Source organism: Sphingomonas paeninsulae (assembly GCF_003660165.1).
In the GTDB taxonomy this organism is placed as follows: Bacteria; Pseudomonadota; Alphaproteobacteria; order Sphingomonadales; family Sphingomonadaceae; genus Sphingomonas_O; species Sphingomonas_O paeninsulae.
In genome coordinates this window covers 134,709-151,022 of the sequence record NZ_CP032829.1, presented here as the reverse complement: position 1 = coordinate 151,022, position 16,314 = coordinate 134,709, and the positions used below count along the sequence as shown (strand labels likewise).

At 58.6% G+C, this 16,314-nt stretch carries 13 protein-coding genes and 2 pseudogenes; 2 read left to right on the top strand and 13 right to left on the bottom strand.

The features are described 5' to 3' along the window. Positions 1 to 30: 30 nt before the first annotated feature. The 10 genes and pseudogenes from D3Y57_RS06075 to D3Y57_RS06030 form a co-directional block, all read right to left on the bottom strand. Positions 31 to 1,155, bottom strand: a complete 1,125-nt coding sequence (locus D3Y57_RS06075; protein ID WP_121152243.1) for a M50 family metallopeptidase — start codon at positions 1,153 to 1,155, stop codon at positions 31 to 33. Then, positions 1,152 to 2,312: a 1-deoxy-D-xylulose-5-phosphate reductoisomerase gene (locus D3Y57_RS06070; protein ID WP_121152242.1), complete on the bottom strand. Its 1,161-nt coding sequence runs from the start codon at positions 2,310 to 2,312 to the stop codon at positions 1,152 to 1,154. The genes D3Y57_RS06075 and D3Y57_RS06070 overlap by 4 nt, the downstream gene beginning before the upstream one ends. Continuing rightward, positions 2,309 to 2,983 carry a phosphatidate cytidylyltransferase gene (locus D3Y57_RS06065; protein ID WP_239025952.1) on the bottom strand — a complete coding sequence of 225 codons (675 nt, stop codon included), beginning with the start codon at positions 2,981 to 2,983 and terminating at the stop codon, positions 2,309 to 2,311. The genes D3Y57_RS06070 and D3Y57_RS06065 overlap by 4 nt, the downstream gene beginning before the upstream one ends. 14 nt (positions 2,984 to 2,997) lie before the next feature. After that, entirely contained in the window at positions 2,998 to 3,648 is a 651-nt protein-coding gene (gene uppS, locus D3Y57_RS06060; RefSeq protein WP_239026103.1) for a polyprenyl diphosphate synthase, read from the bottom strand. An 83-nt stretch (positions 3,649 to 3,731) separates the two neighbouring features. Continuing rightward, entirely contained in the window at positions 3,732 to 4,289 is a 558-nt protein-coding gene (gene frr, locus D3Y57_RS06055; protein WP_121152240.1) for a ribosome recycling factor, read from the bottom strand. 3 nt (positions 4,290 to 4,292) lie between these two features. Continuing rightward, a complete protein-coding gene (pyrH, locus tag D3Y57_RS06050; protein WP_121152239.1) occupies positions 4,293 to 5,018 on the bottom strand; it encodes a UMP kinase in 726 nt (241 codons plus the stop codon). Between the two features lie 92 nt (positions 5,019 to 5,110). Beyond that, a pseudogene (gene tsf / locus D3Y57_RS06045) lies at positions 5,111 to 6,042 on the bottom strand (translation elongation factor Ts). An 86-nt stretch (positions 6,043 to 6,128) separates the two neighbouring features. Beyond that, on the bottom strand, positions 6,129 to 6,929 hold the full coding sequence (rpsB, locus tag D3Y57_RS06040) for a 30S ribosomal protein S2 (RefSeq protein ID WP_121152238.1): 801 nt from the start codon (positions 6,927 to 6,929) through the stop codon (positions 6,129 to 6,131). A 377-nt stretch (positions 6,930 to 7,306) separates the two neighbouring features. Next, entirely contained in the window at positions 7,307 to 8,107 is an 801-nt protein-coding gene (locus tag D3Y57_RS06035; RefSeq protein WP_121152237.1) for a CDP-alcohol phosphatidyltransferase family protein, read from the bottom strand. Next, entirely contained in the window at positions 8,104 to 8,874 is a 771-nt protein-coding gene (locus tag D3Y57_RS06030) for a phosphatidylserine decarboxylase (RefSeq protein ID WP_121152236.1), read from the bottom strand. The genes D3Y57_RS06035 and D3Y57_RS06030 overlap by 4 nt, the downstream gene beginning before the upstream one ends. Positions 8,875 to 8,982: 108 nt before the next feature. On the opposite strand from D3Y57_RS06030, the gene D3Y57_RS06025 reads away from it, so the two are divergent. Then, positions 8,983 to 10,206, top strand: a complete 1,224-nt coding sequence (locus D3Y57_RS06025; protein WP_121152235.1) for an NADP-dependent isocitrate dehydrogenase — start codon at positions 8,983 to 8,985, stop codon at positions 10,204 to 10,206. 111 nt (positions 10,207 to 10,317) lie between these two features. After that, the gene (locus D3Y57_RS06020; RefSeq protein WP_121152234.1) at positions 10,318 to 12,081 is read left to right on the top strand and encodes a cation:proton antiporter domain-containing protein; all 1,764 of its coding nucleotides are present in this window, start codon (positions 10,318 to 10,320) and stop codon (positions 12,079 to 12,081) included. Here the strand turns inward: D3Y57_RS06020 and alaS are convergent. The 3 genes and pseudogenes from alaS to recA all read right to left on the bottom strand — a co-directional run bounded on the left by alaS (position 12,073) and on the right by recA (position 16,244). After that, positions 12,073 to 14,735, bottom strand: a pseudogene (gene alaS / locus D3Y57_RS06015) (alanine--tRNA ligase). The gene D3Y57_RS06020 and the pseudogene alaS sit on opposite strands and share 9 nt — an antisense overlap. Positions 14,736 to 14,802: 67 nt before the next feature. After that, complete coding sequence (locus D3Y57_RS06010) at positions 14,803 to 15,147, bottom strand: VOC family protein (RefSeq protein ID WP_347400413.1); 345 nt, start codon at positions 15,145 to 15,147, stop codon at positions 14,803 to 14,805. Further along, positions 15,144 to 16,244 (bottom strand): recombinase RecA, encoded by a 1,101-nt coding sequence (gene recA, locus D3Y57_RS06005; protein WP_121152233.1) that lies wholly within the window; start codon positions 16,242 to 16,244, stop codon positions 15,144 to 15,146. Before recA ends, D3Y57_RS06010 begins: the two co-directional genes overlap by 4 nt. Positions 16,245 to 16,314: the final 70 nt, after the last annotated feature.

The following is a 16,314-nucleotide window of genomic DNA, read 5'->3' as shown; positions in this document are numbered from 1 at the left end:
AAAATGGTGCATCGCCCTGCCCGATGCGCACTAGCCAATCAACCCGGCTAGACGATTCCACAGGCCGAGATCGTTGACTGTCACAAACAACATGAACGCCAGCAGCATGACAAGTCCCGATTTGAACGCCCATTCCTGAGCGCGCAGACCCACCGGTTTGCGTCGAACCGCTTCGGCGACATAAAATACAAGATGTCCGCCATCGAGCGTCGGAATTGGCAACAGGTTGATGAATCCCAGATTAATCGAGATCATCGTCATGAAGAATAGGAACTGGATCGGCGTGCCCATCGCGACTTCGCCGGATATGCGCGCCATCTTCACGGGGCCGCCAAGTTCATCGACCGAGCGTTGACCGACGATTATCTGACGCAGTCCGGTCATCATGCCGCCGACCGCTTGCCCCGTAAATTTCACAGCAGCGCCCGGAAGCTCCCAAAACTGTAGCTTCACCATACGAACGGGGCCGGACATGATCCCTGCGCGACCGAGCAACACGGGAGCGCCGCCGGGATTATCCACCTTTTCCGCTTTCGGTGTCACCGAAATGTTGAGCGGCACCGACCCACGCTGGATGGAAAATACCGTGACCTGGTTCGCGCGAACCTGAACGATCATCGCAATCTGGTCGTACCGACTGATGGGATTGCCATCGATCGCAACGATACGGTCCCCGGCACGCAGATCAGCTTGCGCAGCGGCGGAACCGGGAACGACCGCACCGATCACCGGGTCGACGCGGGGTTCGCCGTAAAAGCTGAAAAGCCCAGCGAAAACGATGATCGCGAACAAAAAATTCGTTGCCGGCCCCGCCAGCACGATGAGTGCGCGCTGCCATACCGGCTTTGCCTGAAACGTCCGGTTGCGCTCTTCGGGGGGCAGGGACAGCCATTCGGCGGTCGGCTCGCTTGTTGCGGTCATGTCACCGGCAAAGCGGACATAGCCGCCCAACGGCATCCAACCGATCTGCCAGCGTGTGCCACGTTTGTCCGACCATTTGGCAAGAGGTTTGCCGAATCCGATTGAAAACACCTCAGCCTTCACGCCGCACCAGCGTCCGACCAGGTAATGCCCCATCTCGTGAATGAAGATGAGCGGCGCAATGGCGAGCGCAAAGAAGAGGATCGACCAGAGTATGCCGGGAGTTTCGATCAAGCAGTCAGGCCCTTCATGGCGGTTTCTGCAACGCGGCGTGCTTCGGCATCGATTGCCAGCACGTCTTCGATCGTCGCAGGATCGGCCGGATCATAGCGGTCAAGCACGGCCTTCACAACATCGGCGATTGCGAGGAAGCCGATACGACGGGCCAGAAACGCGGCGACCGCAGTTTCGTTTGCCGCGTTCAACACCGCCGGACGTGCGCCACCTGCTTCAAGAGCGTCGCGCGCTAGGGTCAGCGCTGGAAAGCGCGCCAGATCAGGTTCTTCGAAATCCAGCCGCCCGATTGCGGCAAGGTTCAACGGTTCTGCACCCGTTTCCATGCGATCGGGCCAAGCCAGCGTCGATGCGATGGGGATTCGCATGTCGGGCGATCCCATCTGTGCCAGCACCGACCCGTCGATATATTCGACCATCGAGTGCACCACGGACTGCGGGTGAAATAGCACACCGAGCCGTGCGCTTTCGGTCGCGAACAGATAATGCGCCTCGATCAACTCGAGACCCTTGTTCATCATCGTCGCAGAATCCACAGAGATTTTTGCGCCCATCGACCAGTTGGGATGCTTCACCGCGGTTTCCGGCGTGGCAGCAGCCATTTGCTCGAGTGTAGATGTCCGAAATGGGCCACCGCTCGCGGTCAGTACAATCTTTCGGACGGTCTTGGCAGAGTTTCCTGCAAGGCACTGAAATATCGCGTTATGTTCTGAATCAACGGGAAGCAGCGTTGCTCCCGAGGCTTCGGCCGCACTGATCATCAACGACCCGGCGGAGACCAGCGATTCCTTGTTTGCAAACGCCACGGTCCGACCGCACTTTAGCGCGGCCATTGTCGATTTGAGGCCAGCGCATCCGACGATCGCCGCCATCAGCCAGTCGGCGTCGCGGCAGGCGGCATCGGTAACGGCTTCGTCGCCGCTCGCGATTTCGGTATTCGTTCCGCTGAGCGCATCGACAAGCGCGCCATGAAGCGTCGGGTCGGAAATTACCGCCAGCTTTGCATTCGTCGCGCGCGCCGCCTTTGCCAGTCCCGCCACATCGCGATGGGCGGTCAGTGCCACGACATCGAACTTGTTTGGCTCGCGCAATACTAGATCCAGAGTCGATTGTCCGACCGATCCCGTTGCTCCAAGGATAGAAACCGAACGCGTCATCGCAGCACCGCCCCGGTGGCGACCAGCATCAGCAGCGCCTGAACGAACTGAACCGCGAGCAGTCCGTCGAGCCGGTCGAACAGCCCGCCATGACCAGGCAATAGGCGCCCCGAATCCTTTACCCCAGCCATTCGTTTCATTCTGCTTTCAAATAAGTCACCCGCTTGCGCGATGATCGCCACCAGAAATCCGAAAACGATCAGATATATTGCGCGGCCAATCGAATTCGGTGTGGACAACAGTAGTAACGCGATTGCGGAAGCGATCATGCCACCCGCGAGGCCCGACCACGTTTTGTTGGGGCTGACCCTGGGCCAGAGCTTTGGGCCGCCGACTGTCCGCCCGACGAAGTACGCGCCTACGTCAGTCGCTATGACAAGGAGTACTGCGATTATGGCCGGGAGCAGCGCGAGGATGCCGAGGAAGTAAGAAGCAGCAAACATCGTGCATGACAGGCCGATATAGATCAGTCCGGCGAGCAGCCAGCCTGCCCTTCCGACAGGGTTTATCGTGATACGCCGAGCAAGACCCCACCATTCCCACAATAGGCCCACGGCGAGCAGTCCGACGAACGCCAGGAACACATAGCCGCCCAGCCAGAACGCCGCAAAAGCCACGACGACCATTGCAAATGCCGAAAGAAAACGCGTCCGAAGATCGGAGCTCTTCACTGAACCGTCGATCGTCAAAGCCCGCCAAACCTCCGCTCGCGCAGATTGTATGTCGCAACCGCTTCCGCCAGCGCCGCCTTGCCGAAATCGGGCCACAGCGTATCGACAAACAGCAGTTCGGCATATGCAGCCTGCCACAGCATGAAGTTGGACAGCCGTTGTTCGCCCGACGTGCGGATCAGAAGATCGACCGGTGGCAGGTCGCCGGTATCAAGCTCAGCTTCAAGCGCCGCCGCATCGATCGTCGCAGGATCACGACCGGCCAATTTACGCGCTGCACGAACGATCTCGTCCTGCGACCCATAATTCAGGCCGATTACCAGCGTCGATCCGCTGTTCGTCGATGTTCGTTCAACCGCCGCATCGATTAACGCGACAAGATCGGGCGCAAACGCATTGTGATCGCCGATTACGCGCAAACGGACGTTGCTCTCGTCCAGCTCGTCAATGTCGGTCTGGATGAAATGGCGAAGCAAACCCATCAGGTCGCTGATTTCCTCTGCCGGGCGTCGCCAGTTTTCCGATGAAAACGCATAGAGCGTCAGGACGTCGATACCCTGTTCGCGAGCTCCTCTACTGACCGCGCGAACGGCTTCGATGCCTTTGCGATGACCAGCAATCCGTGGCAAAAATCGCTTTTTCGCCCAGCGGCCATTGCCGTCCATAATGATCGCAACGTGGCGCAGCTCGCCGGACGTTTTGCCGCACGCGGTCGCCCCGGAGGTTCCCGTTGTGGCGGCAACAGCGCTCACTTGCCGAGGATTTCCTTTTCCTTGGCAGCCGACGTCGAATCAATATCGGCAATCGTGCTGTCGGTCATCTTTTGCACTTCGGTCTCGCGTTTTTTGCGATCGTCCTCGCTGATTTCGCTCTTCTTTTCGTCTATCTTCAGCGCATCCATACCGTCGCGACGAACATTGCGCACTGCGATACGTGCTTTTTCTGCGTATTGACCGGCTAGCTTAGCCAGCTCCTTGCGACGTTCCTCTGTCAAATCGGGAATTGGAAGGCGGATGTTCGTGCCGTCGACGATCGGGTTCAGGCCAAGGCCGGCCGAACGGATCGCCTTGTCGACGGGGCCGACATTGCCCTTGTCCCAGACCTGAACCGACAGCATCCGGGGCTCCGGTGCCGAAACGGTGGCAATCTGGTTCAACGGCATATTCGCGCCGTAAACCGTGACCGTGACGGGATCGAGCAGGTTCACCGAAGCTCGCCCGGTGCGTAGTCCGCCAAGATCGCCCTTTAGCGATTCAACGGCACCGAGCATCCGGCGTTCCAGATCGGCTTTGTCGTATGCGGCCATAACTTAACTGTCCTCTTTGCCGACGATTGTCGCCGTGCCCTGCCCGCTTAATACGAGCGCTAGATTAGCCTGTTCGCGGATATTGAACACCACGATCGGAATATGATTGTCGCGGCACAGCGCGACAGCTGCCGCATCCATGACCTTCAGATTGTCTGACAGGACGCGATTAAAACTCAAGGATTCATAACGGGTCGCAGTCGGATCCTGCTTCGGATCGGCGTTGTAAACACCATCGACGCTCGTCCCCTTGAACAAAGCATCACAGCCCATTTCGGCAGCGCGCAATGCGGATGCCGTGTCGGTTGTGAAGAATGGATTGCCCGTTCCCGCGGCAAAAATAACGATCCGCCCCTTCTCCATGTGCCGCATCGCGCGGCGCCGGATATAGGGTTCGCAAACCGTCGCCATCGGAATTGCCGACTGCACACGGGTATCGACACCGATTTTCTCGAGCGCATCCTGAAATGCCAGCGCGTTCATCACTGTCGCCAGCATACCCATGTAGTCGGCAGCGGTTCGATCCATGCCCGATGCTGCACCGGCGATTCCGCGAAAGATGTTGCCGCCACCAATGACAAGGCACAGCTCAAAGCCCGAATCCTTGGCCGCTTTAACCTCTTGAGCAAGTCGCGCGACCGTTTCGGAATCGATACCGAACTGACCTGGCCCCATCAGGACTTCGCCCGACAGTTTCAGTAATATTCGTTTGTAGCTGGAGCGGCTCATGGCGCGCGGGGTGCTTTCGAATAGGAGGCAGGCGGCGCGCACCCTAGATTGGGTACGCGCCGATTCCAAGCGCCGAGGCTCAGCTAATCAGATTAGGCGGGCTGTTTGACGCCCGCAGTAGCGGCAACTTCAGCGGCAAAGTCGCTGACAACCTTCTCAATGCCTTCGCCAAGCTGGAAACGGACATAGGCGGTCAGCGCAATGCTGCCCCTGCGTCCTTTGCAGCCGCAGCAACGACGTCCGAAATTTTGGTTTTGTTGTCCATGACGAACACTTGGCTCAACAGCGCGTTTTCCTTGCGGAACTTGGCGATTGCACCTTCGACCATCTTTTCGATGATGTTGGCTGGCTTGCCGCTTTCGGCTGCTTTTTCCATGGCAATCGCACGCTCACGCTCGACGAGTGCGGCATCAAGGCCTTCCTCGTGAAGTGCAGCAGGGCTGGCAGCAGCGATATGCATCGCCAACTGCTTACCGAGTGCTTCGATCTTCGCCTTGTCGGCATTGCCTTCAAGCGCGACGAGAACACCGATCTTGCCGAGGCCGGGAGCCGCCGCATTGTGGACATAGGACACGACAGCGCCCTCGTTCACGGAAACAGTGGCAACGCGACGCAGCGACTGGTTCTCACCGATCGTGGCGATGTTCGCGGTCAGCACGTCCTGAACCGATCCGCCCTGTGGCATCGTCGCCGCGCCAAGTGCCTCGATCGTGCCGTTGGTCAGCGCGAGTTCGGTCGCCGAACGCACGAAGTTCTGGAACTGCTCGTTCTTTGCAACAAAATCGGTCTCGGAGTTGACTTCGACAGCGGCACCCGTGTTGCCGCTGACGGCCACGCCGACGAGACCTTCGGAAGCCGCACGACCGGCCTTTTTAGCCGCAGTCGCCAGCCCCTTGGTGCGCAGCCAATCGACCGCTGCATCCATGTTGCCGTCGGTTTCGTTCAGTGCCTTCTTGCAATCCATCATGCCTGCGCCGGAAATCTCGCGCAGTTCCTTGACGCTAGCGGCTGTGATCTCTGCCATTTGCCTAATTCCTTTATCTGATATGCAGACGGGGCGGACACGTGTTCACGCGCCCTGCCCCGTCGTTATGACTAGCCGGTGACGGCTTAGACGGTAGCTGGTGCTGCCTCGGCAGGCGCAGCTTCGGCAACTGGCGCTGCTTCAGGTGCAGCCAATGCTGGCTCGACCGGAGGCTCGACCATTGCGCCGAAATCAATGCCCTTCTGCTGCCCATTGCGGGTCGAAGCAGCGCCGATAGCTTCGCAATACAGGCGGATTGCCCGGCTTGCATCGTCGTTGGCTGGGATCGGGAATGCGATACCGTCAGGCGAAACGTTCGAATCGAGGATCGCGACGACCGGAATACCGAGCGTGTTGGCTTCCTTGATCGCCAGTTCTTCCTTGTTCGCATCGATCACGAACATGACATCGGGGATGCCGCCCATGTCGCGAATGCCGCCGAGCGAAAGCTCGAACTTGTCGCGCTCACGGGTAAGCTGAAGGACTTCCTTCTTGGTAAGGCCCGTCGTGTCGCCGGAAAGCTGCTCTTCCAGCGCCTTGAAGCGCTTGATCGAACCGGAGATTGTCTTCCAGTTGGTGAGCATGCCGCCCAACCAGCGATGGTTGACGAAATGCTGGCCCGAAGCACGAGCAGCGTCAGCGATAGGCTCCTGAGCCTGGCGCTTGGTGCCAACGAACAGAACCTTGCCGCCGCCCGCAGAAATCTGCGAAACGAAATCGAGCGCGCGCGCCATCAAAGGTACGGTCTGCGAAAGATCGAGAATGTGGACGCCGTTGCGGTCGCCAAAGATGTATGGTTTCATCTTTGGGTTCCAGCGGTGTGTCTGGTGTCCAAAATGTGCGCCTGCATCTAACAGCTGGTGCATCGTGACGACTGGTGCCGCCATAATCAGTTCTCCTTAACCCGGTTTAACCTCTGGGAAGCGATGATTCGAACGGTCGCCGCTCGAACACCGGTTTGGTGCTTCCCATGTGGAATGGATGGTCCCCGTAGCCCTGTATTTGGTTGTTGACAAGCGGATAGTCTAGAACATAACAAGAACATGGAACAAAGACGCAACGCCGAAGTTTGATCGGCACTAGGGAGTTTGTGACATGGTTCATCTTTTGGCTGCCATGACGTCATTCGGGCTGATTGTTTTTGGCATGAGTATTATCACCTACACCGTGCGCGAATCGGGCACGGCTGTGCTGTCAGCGCTCGCTGGTCAGGCGCTGTTTAATCCGGCTCCATCGGCACCACGCGTACGTCGTGCCGTTCGTTTCAGGACGTTGTCGGGAATTCAGCCTGTTGCTGCATCGCCGCAGTGGCGCGCAGCCGCTTGATCTTGGCATAGCTCCTCATCCCCATTGGGATGAGGGCTAGATAGACAACACAGACGAGCGTCAGGGTGGGCCATGGTGCAGATAACAAAGCGCCGAACAGAATTGCGATGCCAGCAAGCGCTTCGAGCCTGATACGACGCCGGAGCCGGAGCGATCCCCAGCTAAATGTCGCCAGATTCGAAATCATCAGGAAAGCAACGAAGGCCAGCCATGGACCCGCGACATAAGGTTCGCGGAACCAGTGCGATTCGGTAACGAGCCACAAATATATTGGCAGCAGAGCAAGGCCAGCTGCAGCGGGCGCAGGTATCCCCGTCAAAAACCCGGCGGATTTATGCGGCTGATCCGCGGTATCGATCGCAGCATTAAAGCGTGCGAGGCGAAGTGCGGCGCAAACAGTATAGGCCAGCGAGAATATCCAGCCATATCGCGGCACCGCATTCAGTGACCACAAAAACGTCACCAGCGCCGGAGCAACACCGAAAGCGATTACATCGGACAGCGAATCAAGCTCAGCTCCGAAACGGCTTTCGCCTTTCAAAAGCCGCGCAATCCGCCCATCCAGTCCATCGAGAACGCCCGCAATAATGATCGCAGCCAGTGCGCGTTCCCATTCACCGGCAATGGCAAACCGAACCGCCGTCAGGCCCGAACACAATGCCAGCGCCGTAACCGCATTGGGTGCGACCGCACGCAGCGGGATACCGCGTCGCGCACCGACAGGTGCCGTCGACTTCACTGGCTGATGCCGCTGGCCGGATTCGGGTTGCCGATCACCGCGAGGACGGTTTCTCCCGCAACGCTGCGCTGACCCAAAGCCACGCGGGGTGCTGTGCCAGCGGGCAGGAACACATCGACGCGGCTGCCGAAGCGGATAAGTCCGATACGCTGACCAGCGGCAACCATGTCACCCGGCTTTACGAATGGCATGATGCGGCGGGCAACCAGCCCCGCGATCTGCGTAAATCCGATCCGCACACCATCACGACGCTCGACCAACAGGTGCTGGCGTTCATTCTCTTCACTGGCTTTGTCGAGATCGGCGTTGAGAAACTTGCCCGCAATATAAACGACGCGCGTAACGGTGCCTGAGATCGGGGTGCGATTGATATGAACGTCGAACACGCTCATGAAAATCGAGACACGGGTTACGGGCAGATCGCCCAGCCCGCCTTCTCCACTCAACTCGCGTGGAACCGGAACCGTCTCAATCAAGGTGATCAGGCCGTCTGCAGGTGCGACGATCAGATCATCGCCCTGGGGTACAGACCGCACCGGATCGCGAAAAAATGCAGCAACCCATGCTGTCACGATTATCAACGGCCAGGTCAGCCAGTGAATCCAGATGAAAGCGATAAACGTTATGCCTGCGGCGATGGCAGCAAATTTGCGACCTTCGGGGTGTACCGGCGGAAATCGCCATTTCACGCCATTTGCGACCTGGCTCGAATTGGGAGCAGAACTTGGGGGTGTCGAGCCGGGCGAGCCGGGAATTTGTGATGCCATGTTGCCTTTTGTAAGCAACCAGACCGGCCAAGACAATGCGCGTGGTTGATTGCCTGCGCCTCCGCCTCTAACGACGGCGCAAATTCCATCCCCAGGAGCAAACAACACATGGCCAAGATTAAGGTAAAAAACCCAATCGTCGAAATCGACGGCGACGAGATGACCCGGATCATCTGGCAGTGGATTCGCGAACGGCTGATCTTGCCTTACCTTGATATCGACCTGAAATATTATGATCTTGCTGTCGAAAATCGCGATGCAACCGACGACCGCGTCACCGTGGAATCGGCCAACGCGACCAAACAATATGGTGTTGCCGTTAAGTGCGCCACGATCACCCCCGACGAAGCGCGCGTTACCGAATTCAACCTGAAAAAGATGTGGAAGTCGCCGAACGGCACGATTCGCAACATTCTCGGTGGCTGCGTTTTTCGCGAACCTATCGTAATCAAGAACGTCCCACGCCTGATTCCCGGTTGGACCGATCCTATCGTTATCGGTCGTCACGCATTCGGTGATCAGTATCGCGCGACCGATTTCCTCGTCCCCGGCCCCGGCAAATTGCGCCTCGTATTCGAAGGCGATGACGGCACGGTCATTGACGAGGAAGTGTTCCAGTATCCATCGGCAGGCGTCGCGCTCGCGATGTACAACCTGGACGATTCGATCCGCGACTTTGCCCGTGCCAGCATGAACTATGCGCTGGGACGTGGCTGGCCGCTGTACCTGTCGACCAAGAACACCATCCTGAAAGCCTATGATGGCCGCTTCAAGGATCTGTTTCAGGAAGTGTTCGACGCTGAATTCAAAACCCAGTTCGCTGAAGCCAAGATCGTTTACGAACATCGCCTGATCGACGACATGGTTGCGTCCGCGCTGAAATGGTCGGGCAAATTCGTTTGGGCCTGCAAGAACTATGACGGCGACGTGCAGTCGGATCAGGTCGCACAGGGCTTCGGCTCTCTCGGCCTGATGACTTCGGTCCTGCTGACGCCAGACGGCAAAACCGTTGAAGCCGAAGCCGCGCACGGTACCGTGACCCGCCATTATCGTATGTATCAAGAGGGCAAGGCGACCTCGACCAACCCGATCGCATCGATCTTCGCATGGACCGGCGGCCTGAAATATCGCGGCAAGTTCGACGACACGCCGGACGTGGTGAAGTTTGCTGAAACGCTCGAGCGTGCCTGCATCTACACTGTCGAACAGGGTGGCATGACCAAGGATCTCGCCATTCTGATCGGCCCGGATCAGCCGTGGATGACGACCGAGCAGTTCTTCGAGGCCATCCGCCAGAACCTCGAAAACGCAATGAACGACTGGAATAAGTAATCAAACAGAGGGGGTGGCGACTGGGCCGCACCCTTTTTGCCGAGCGGTATTCATTTCGAAAAAGCGAACAACTGGCCTGCCTTCTGAACGAAAACCGCGTTAGGAGGAGCCATGAGCAATGGAATACCCTCAGCAGCAGCAAGCGACGCCCTTGTAATTCTCGGAGCGGCCGGGCTGGTTATTCCCGCCTTTGCCCGTTTCCGAATAACACCGATCATCGGATTCATTCTGGTCGGAATTTTGGTGGGTCCCCACGGACTTGGCGCGCTGCAGCCGCAATTTCCGTGGCTTTATCATCTTTCGATAACCGACCCCCATGCGGTCGAGCCATTTGCCGAACTTGGCATCATATTACTCTTGTTTTCCATAGGGTTGGAGCTGTCTTTTCGTAGGCTGTGGTCAATGCGAAAGCGTGTTGTAGGATTTGGCGCAACGCAACTTATCATTTCGGCCATCCTTATCGCAGCGGTGTTGTTGATAACCGGTGAAACAACCGGGGCAGCGGCAGGGCTCGGGATCGCGCTCGCCCTGTCATCGACCGCATTGGTGCTTCCGATTGCGGGATCGACCAGCGCCGTCGGCAAGCTTGCCTTTGCCATGTTGCTGTTCGAAGATCTTGCGCTGGTCCCAATCGTATTCGCGCTGGGGGCGTTGGGGGGCTCGGCCGCGGGGTTCGATGGCGTTCTGAAACTGTTGCTGGGTGGCGGCTTGACGGTTGGAGCGATGCTGATTGCTGGCCCATTCGTTCTCCCTCGCCTGTTTGCCCAGGCCGCGCGCACAAAAACGCCCGAATTGTTCCTGTCCGCCAGTTTGCTCGTCGTCATCCTCGCCAGCGTCGCGACAGTCGCGGTCGGCCTCTCGCCGATCGTCGGTGCGCTCGTCGCCGGACTGCTGATTGCCGAAACCGACTATGCCCATGAAGTCGAATCGGTTGTAGCCCCCTTCCGTGGCCTTGCCCTCGGAATATTCCTGATCACCGTCGGCATGAGCCTTGATCTGGTGATGGTATTGCAGCAATGGCCCGCCCTGTTGGCGGCGATCGCCGGGGTCGTAATCATCAAGGCTGTCGTTACTACGCTTGCACTACGCATTGGCGGTGTACGCGGTGGAATCGCGACCGAAACGGGTGTGTTGATGGCTAGCCCGTCTGAAACGACTTTGATCGTGCTCGGCGCGGCGGCAACTGCCGGGTTGATCGCGGCGGATACAGCCGCTTTCTGGCAGGTGGTTACCGCGATCGGCCTCACCATTACGCCTCTGCTGGCGTGGGTCGGCCATGAGTTCGCGCGCCGGACCGAATGGCGTGATGTGCCTTTTGCCAGCACCGACCCGGTCGCGGAGGCGGGCACGATTATCATCGGATATGGCCGCGTCGGTGAGATGGTTGCCGCTATGCTGGACACCCATAATCTGCCGTGGCTCGCTCTCGAGGCCGATGTCGATATCGTTGCGGCGGCTCGTCGTGAGGGAAAACATGTTAGGTTTGGTGATGCGGGGCGCGATGGCGTACTCGAAAGCGTTGGGATCGAAAACGCTTCCGCACTTGTGATGACCATGGACGATCCCGTGCAGGCAGTTCGTCTTGCGCGTCGCCTGAGCCAGGCGCATCCCGACTTGAAGATCGTTGCCCGTGCGCGCGACCCCGAACATGCGGGCGAACTGTATCGCGCGGGTTGCACCGATGCTGTGCCCGAAACCTTGGAAAGCTCGTTGCAGCTTTCCGAAGCCGTTCTCGTCGATCTGGGTGTCGCAATGGGGCCGGTCATCGCATCGATCCACGAGAAACGCGACGAACTCCGCGCGCAGATCAAGGCTTCGGGACACCTCGATACGCTGCCAAGGCTTGGCAGCCTGCGCGCGGCGCGTTCAGGCTGAGACGGTCAACTCTTCGACAAGTGCGCGGGCGGCCTTTACAGCGAGGTCGGCCGCTTCCTGACCGCCGGGTCCACCCCCTGCGCCATGTCGGGACGTCCGCCACCGCCTTTGCCACCGCCGGCGAGAACGCCTTTTTGCACGATTTCCACCGCACTCAGCGTATCGCTGAGATCGGGAGTCACTGACGCGACATAGGTATTTGCCCCAGGGTTACTCGCGACGAGGAAAACAATGCCCGACGTGATCTGAGCGCGCTTTTCATCGGCAAGCGATTTGAGTTGTTTGCCGTCCAGACCTTCGAAAACCTGCGTCAGAACCTGATAATCACCGATCTTTTCAGGCTCCGTCACAATCCCGCCACCGCCACCGAGTGCCAGCGCCTTTTTCGCATCCGCCAATTCGCGCTCCAGCTTTCGCTGCGCTTCGATCAGAGCCATGACACGATTCGGCACGTCGTCGGGCGACGCCTTGAGCGCGGAGGCAACTTCCTTCAGGCGATCTTCGCGGGCGGTCAGCCACAGTCGGGCCGCTTCCCCGGTCAATGCCTCGATACGTCGGATGCCAGAGGATACGGCGCTTTCGGAAACGATTTTGAACAAAGCGATGTCGCCCGTCGCCGCGACGTGAGTGCCGCCGCACAGTTCGACCGAATAATGCCCGTCGCCACTATCCCTGCCCATCGACAGCACGCGGACTTCATCGCCATATTTTTCACCGAACAAGGCAAGCGCGCCTGCCGCGACCGCATCGTCGGGGGTCATAAGCCGCGTTGTGACGGCATCGTTTTCGCGAATGCGGGCGTTAACCTCGCGCTCGATGACGGCAATATCTTCGCTCGACAGTGCGGCGGAGTGCGAAAAGTCGAACCGCAAACGATCCGCAGCGACAAGGCTGCCTTTTTGCGAAACATGCCCGCCAAGCCGGTTCCGCAGCGCCGCGTGCAAAAGATGCGTTGCGCTATGGTTAGCACGCAATTGATCGCGTCGTTCGGTATCGATGCTTAAATGCACCGTATCGCCGACCGCGATGTTACCGCTGTCGATAATGGTCTGGTGTGTGTGCAACCGGCCCAATTGCTTGCCGGTATCGCTGATCTTAGCCGACAGTCCGTTGTCGCCGGTGATTGTCCCCGCGTCGCCAGCCTGCCCGCCGCTTTCGCCGTAAAATGGCGTTTGATTGGTCAGGACGATGACCTTGTCGCCTGCAGTCGCACGATCGACCTGAGCACCGTCCTTGATGATCGCTACGATCTGACCATCGCTGGCGTCGCTCGAATAGCCGGTAAATTCCGTGCCACCGAGCGTGTCGACTATGTCGAACCAGATGTCGGCGGATGCGGCGTCTCCCGAACCCTTCCATGCGGCGCGCGCGGCTGCCTTCTGGCGGCCCATTGCTTCATCGAAACCAGTTTTATCGACGCCGATATTGCGCCCGCGCAACGCGTCCTCGGTCAAATCATAGGGGAAACCATAGGTGTCATAGAGCTTGAAGGCCGTTTCGCCGGGCAGCGTATCGCCTTCACCGAGCGTCGCGGTCGCCTCGTCGAGCAGTTTCAACCCATTATTGAGGGTCTGGCGAAAGCGCGTCTCTTCCTGAAGCAGCGTTGCTTCGATCAGCGGTTGTGCGCGCACCAGTTCGGGATAGGCGCTGCCCATCTCTGCAACCAGCGAAGGCACGAGGCGATACATCAGCGGTTCGGCTGCACCGAGCAACTGGGCATGGCGCATCGCACGGCGCATGATCCGTCGCAGGACATAGCCGCGCCCCTCGCTCGCGGGCAGGACGCCGTCGCCGATCAGAAAGCTGGATGCGCGAAGATGGTCGGCAATGACCCGGTGCGATGCCTGGGTAGCGCCCGTCGTCAGTGTCTTGGTCAGATTGCCCGATTCTGCAATCAGTGCGCGGAAAGTGTCGGTATCGTAATTGTCGTGAACGCCCTGCATGACGGCGGCGACGCGCTCCAGTCCCATTCCGGTATCGATCGATGGTTTCGGCAGGTCGAGGCGGGGACCGCCTGCGATCTGGTCATATTGCATGAACACCAGATTCCAGATCTCGACAAAACGGTCGCCGTCTTCGTCGGGGCTTCCCGGAGGTCCGCCGGGGATATGGTCGCCATGGTCATAGAAAATCTCGGAGCACGGCCCGCACGGTCCGCTGTCACCCATCGCCCAGAAATTGTCCGAAGTCGGGATGCGAATGATACGGTGATCGGGAAGCCCCGCGATCTTTTTCCAAAGGTCAAAGGCCTCGTCATCGGTATGATAGACGGTGACGGTCAGCCGGTTCGGATCAAGGCCCCAATCCTTTGTGAGCAGCGCCCATGCGAGCGTGATCGCGCGTTCCTTGAAATAATCGCCGAACGAGAAATTGCCGAGCATTTCGAAGAATGTGTGATGGCGGGCGGTATAGCCGACATTGTCGAGATCGTTATGCTTGCCGCCAGCGCGAACGCACTTTTGACTGGATGTCGCGGTGCTATAAGCTCGATGTTCGAGGCCGGTGAAGACGTTCTTGAACGGCACCATTCCCGCGTTGACGAACATCAACGTTGGATCGTTGTGTGGCACGAGCGGCGAAGACGCGACGCGCTCGTGACCTTCCCCTGCAAAATAGTCGAGGAACGAGCGGCGGATGTCGTTGGTCGATGTCATGGCCAGCGATGTAGGGAAGAGCATCGCGCTTGGGAAGATGACGCGCTAAGTTCCCCGTAAACCAAGTTCAATCATCGGCCTGCATGATCGCCAGTTCATTGCCATTCGGATCGAGAAACTGAAAACGGCGGCCGCCCGGAAATGCGAAGATCGGTCGAACAATTTGGCCGCCTGCTTTGATTACCGCAGCCAGCGCAGCGTCGATGTCAGTTACGGGCAACACCGGCAACGGAGCCTTGGATGCTTCGTCGGGGTCACCCTGAAGTCCGACATCGACTGTTCCGGTCGTCGTGCAAGCATAGCTGGGACCATAATCAACAAGGCCCCAGCCAAATACGTCTGCATAAAACGTCTTGGCGGCGGCTATATCGGCCGCCGGTAGCTCGACGTAATTAGGCAGACCGATTTTCATTCCGAATCATCGTCTTCGCTGGGGCCGACCATCAGCTCCTCGGCAACCTTGTCCGTGCGCTGGCGGATGGCCTTTTCAAGCCGGTCGGCAACTTCCGGATTGTCCTTCAGATAAGTCTTCGAATTTTCGCGACCCTGACCGATGCGAATCGAATCATAGCTGAACCACGAACCCGATTTCTCAACGATCCCGGCCTTCACGCCGAGGTCGAGGATTTCGCCGGTCTTTGAAATGCCTTCGCCGTACATGATGTCGAATTCGACCTGCTTGAACGGTGGCGCGACCTTGTTCTTCACGACCTTCACGCGAGTCGTGTTGCCGACGATATCGTCGCGTTCCTTGATCTGGCCGGTGCGGCGAATGTCGAGACGGACGCTGGCATAGAATTTCAGCGCGTTGCCGCCCGTCGTCGTTTCGGGCGAACCGTACATTACACCGATCTTCATGCGAATCTGATTGATGAAGATAACCGTGCAGCGTGAGCGGCTGATCGACCCGGTGATCTTGCGCAGCGCCTGGCTCATCAGACGTGCCTGCAGGCCGACGTGACTGTCGCCCATCTCTCCTTCGATTTCAGCGCGCGGCACGAGTGCTGCGACCGAATCGATCACCAGAACATCGACTGCATTGGAACGGACCAAAGTGTCGCAAATCTCGAGCGCCTGCTCACCGGTATCTGGCTGCGAAACGATCAGTTCGTCGATGTTCACGCCCAGTTTCTTCGCATAGCTCGGGTCGAGCGCGTGTTCGGCGTCGATAAACGCCGCCGTGCCACCGATTTTCTGAGCTTCGGCAATCGCGTGCAAGGCCAGTGTCGTCTTACCCGACGATTCAGGTCCGAAAATCTCGATCACCCGACCGCGCGGAAGTCCGCCGATACCGAGCGCAATATCCAGCCCGAGCGAGCCGGTCGAAACCGCCTCGATCTCCATCTTCTCGCGGCTGCCCAGCTTCATTGCCGAGCCTTTGCCGAACGCACGATCTATCTGCGCGAGCGCTGCTTCCAGAGCGCGTGCCCGGTCGCTGGATTCTGCTTTTTCTGCTTTATCTGTCTTGGATGCCATATCGCTGCCGATGACTTTCAACTGAGCTGCCATGTCGTTGTTCCCTCGTAGCCGTTACGCGCATCCGGTCAACGCGCTGATTGGCTTCGTATCTGGTTTGTTC

Coding starts and splice junctions, on each gene's coding strand:
- D3Y57_RS06070 (WP_121152242.1), bottom strand. CDS start 2,312: ATGACGCGTTCGGTTTCTATCCTTGGAGCAACGGGATCGGTCGGACAA.
- uppS (WP_239026103.1), bottom strand. CDS start 3,648: ATGGACGGCAATGGCCGCTGGGCGAAAAAGCGATTTTTGCCACGGATT.
- frr (WP_121152240.1), bottom strand. CDS start 4,289: ATGGCCGCATACGACAAAGCCGATCTGGAACGCCGGATGCTCGGTGCC.
- pyrH (WP_121152239.1), bottom strand. CDS start 5,018: ATGAGCCGCTCCAGCTACAAACGAATATTACTGAAACTGTCGGGCGAA.
- rpsB (WP_121152238.1), bottom strand. CDS start 6,929: ATGGCGGCACCAGTCGTCACGATGCACCAGCTGTTAGATGCAGGCGCA.
- D3Y57_RS06030 (WP_121152236.1), bottom strand. CDS start 8,874: ATGGCATCACAAATTCCCGGCTCGCCCGGCTCGACACCCCCAAGTTCT.
- D3Y57_RS06025 (WP_121152235.1), top strand. CDS start 8,983: ATGGCCAAGATTAAGGTAAAAAACCCAATCGTCGAAATCGACGGCGAC.
- D3Y57_RS06020 (WP_121152234.1), top strand. CDS start 10,318: ATGAGCAATGGAATACCCTCAGCAGCAGCAAGCGACGCCCTTGTAATT.
- D3Y57_RS06010 (WP_347400413.1), bottom strand. CDS start 15,147: ATGAAAATCGGTCTGCCTAATTACGTCGAGCTACCGGCGGCCGATATA.
- recA (WP_121152233.1), bottom strand. CDS start 16,244: ATGGCAGCTCAGTTGAAAGTCATCGGCAGCGATATGGCATCCAAGACA.